Source organism: Bdellovibrionales bacterium (genome assembly GCA_019750295.1).
Lineage (GTDB): Bacteria > Bdellovibrionota > Bdellovibrionia > Bdellovibrionales > JAGQZY01 > JAIEOS01.
On record JAIEOS010000030.1, the window covers coordinates 1 to 2,260 of the forward strand.

Consider the following 2,260-nt stretch of genomic DNA (forward strand, 5'->3'; position numbering starts at 1 on the left):
AGAAAAATTCAATCCGGTTTTGTTTTCGTTGCGGTCCGTGGAATTAATTCCGACGGACATGATCATATCGATATGGCCGTACAGAACGGGGCGCAGGCTCTGGTTGTCGAGTGCGCCGATCATATTCCTGAAAATTTTAAAGGCGCAGTTTTAGAGGTTTTCGATAGTAAAATCATTCTTGCCGAGCTACTCAAAATTTTTTACGAGCGTCCCGAAGAACGAATGATCTCTATTGCTGTGACCGGCACCAACGGAAAGACCAGCACGAGCTACATGATTGAAAGTATTCTCAATGAAGCCAGCATTCCGTGCGGCGTGATTGGCACCATCGACCACCATTTCCAAGAGAATCGCTGGGTGAGTGATCTCACCACTCCCGATACGGTGACTTTCTATCGTCGTTTGGATGAGTTCTGCCGTCTCGGGGCCAAAGCTTTTGTTATGGAGGTCTCGAGCCATAGTCTTAAGCAACGTCGAGTGCCCATTCTTTTTGACATCGCCATCTTTACAAACTTATCTCGCGATCATTTAGATTATCATAAAACCATGGAAGATTACTGGCAGAGCAAACAAATGCTTTTTACAGATCATCTCAAATCTTCCGATGATGTTTTTGCGATCCTTAATAACGATGACGCCCACGTGAAGTATACGAAAACTCCCAAGGGCGTTATTCGATTAACGATTGGGATGCAGGCCGCGGATCTATTGTTCCAGATCAAACAAACCTCACTAGCGGGTGTCGAATTTTCAATCACGCATCAGAATAAAATTTATTCGTACAAAACGATGATGACCGGATTGCACAATGTTTATAACTGGGTGGGTGCCATTGCTGCGGTGCTTGCTCTTGGCGTCAGTCATTCTCAGATTCAACGAGCGGTGGAAAAATTCCCGGGTGTGCCTGGCCGTCTTCAAAAAATTCCCAACCGCGCCAATAAGCACGTGTTTGTCGATTACGCTCACACCCCCGATGCACTTCTCAAAGCGCTGACCACCTTAAAAGAAGTGACCACCGGGAAGCTCATTTGCGTTTTTGGCTGCGGAGGAGATCGCGATCGCGGCAAGCGTCCAGAAATGGCCAAAGTGGCCGCTCAAGTGGCGAGCACCGTGATAGTCACCTCGGACAATCCTCGAACCGAAGATCCGCAAGATATTATCAATCAGATTATTGCCGGAAGTGAAAAATCCTTTTTGACGGAAGTCGATCGGGCTAAGGCCATAGAAATGGCTTGTCAATTATGTACAGAAAATGATGTTGTACTTATTGCGGGCAAGGGACATGAAGATTATCAAATCATTGGCCGCGATAAACTGCACTTTAGTGATCGTGAAGAAGTGCTCAAGTTTTTAGGGGAGCAGTGAAACTCAATATGACCATCGATGATTTAGTTCAAGGAACCCACGGCAAAGTTCTTTCCACCCACCAAACTCAATTTACATCCGTCACCACAGATTCCCGTGGCGATGTGAAAGATAAAGTTTTTCTGGCGCTCAAGGGTGACGTTCACAATGGGCATGACTACATCAAAGCTTGCGTCGAAAAGGGTGTTGCTGCAGTGATCAGCAGCGAAATGAATGAGGAGTTTAAGGCCTTGAGTTCGAAGGTCACTTGGATCCAAGTTGACGATACGTTACAAGCGCTTCAATCGCTCGGAAAGTACTGGCGAGAGAAGCTCAACCTCCAAGTGATTGGAGTGACCGGAAGTAACGGAAAAACATCGGTAAAAGATTTTGCATTCACACTTTTAAGCACGGTTTATCCCGTTCAAAAAAGCATGGGCAGTTTTAATAATCATTGGGGAGTGCCTCTCACGCTTTTGAGTCTGACGCCAGAGCATAAAATGGCGGTGGTGGAGATGGGGATGAATCATTCCGGTGAAATCCTAAGGCTCTGCGAAATCGCCACTCCCAACATTGCGATGGTGAATAATGTGGGCCGCGCACACATGGGACACTTTAAATCTTTGGATGAGATTGCTGCAGCTAAAGAAGAAATTTATCAGAATCTTGGCCCTAAGGGTGTTGGGATTTTCAATTTAGAGAATCCCTTCACAAAAAAAATGTACGAAAAGTGGAAGCCCCAACTCGGCAAAACTTACACCTTTGGGGAACCTAAGGCGGACGTGTTTCTCAAGGTGAAAACAATGACTTTCGAAGGTCTCACCATTAGTGGGCATATTGCCGGTGTACGGGACGAAGCGAAAGTTCCAGTGTGGGGCGAGCACAACATTTGGAATTTAATGGCGGCAGCGACAAT

2 protein-coding genes are annotated in these 2,260 nt (G+C 46.2%); both read left to right on the plus strand.

The features are described from left to right. The coding region (locus K2Q26_07895) for a UDP-N-acetylmuramoyl-L-alanyl-D-glutamate--2,6-diaminopimelate ligase (protein MBY0315426.1) at nucleotides 1-1,365 on the plus strand (1,365 nt) is incomplete at its 5' end. Continuing rightward, nucleotides 1,362-2,260: UDP-N-acetylmuramoyl-tripeptide--D-alanyl-D-alanine ligase (locus K2Q26_07900; GenBank protein MBY0315427.1), on the plus strand; the 899-nt coding region annotated here is incomplete at its 3' end. The genes K2Q26_07895 and K2Q26_07900, both read left to right, overlap by 4 nt.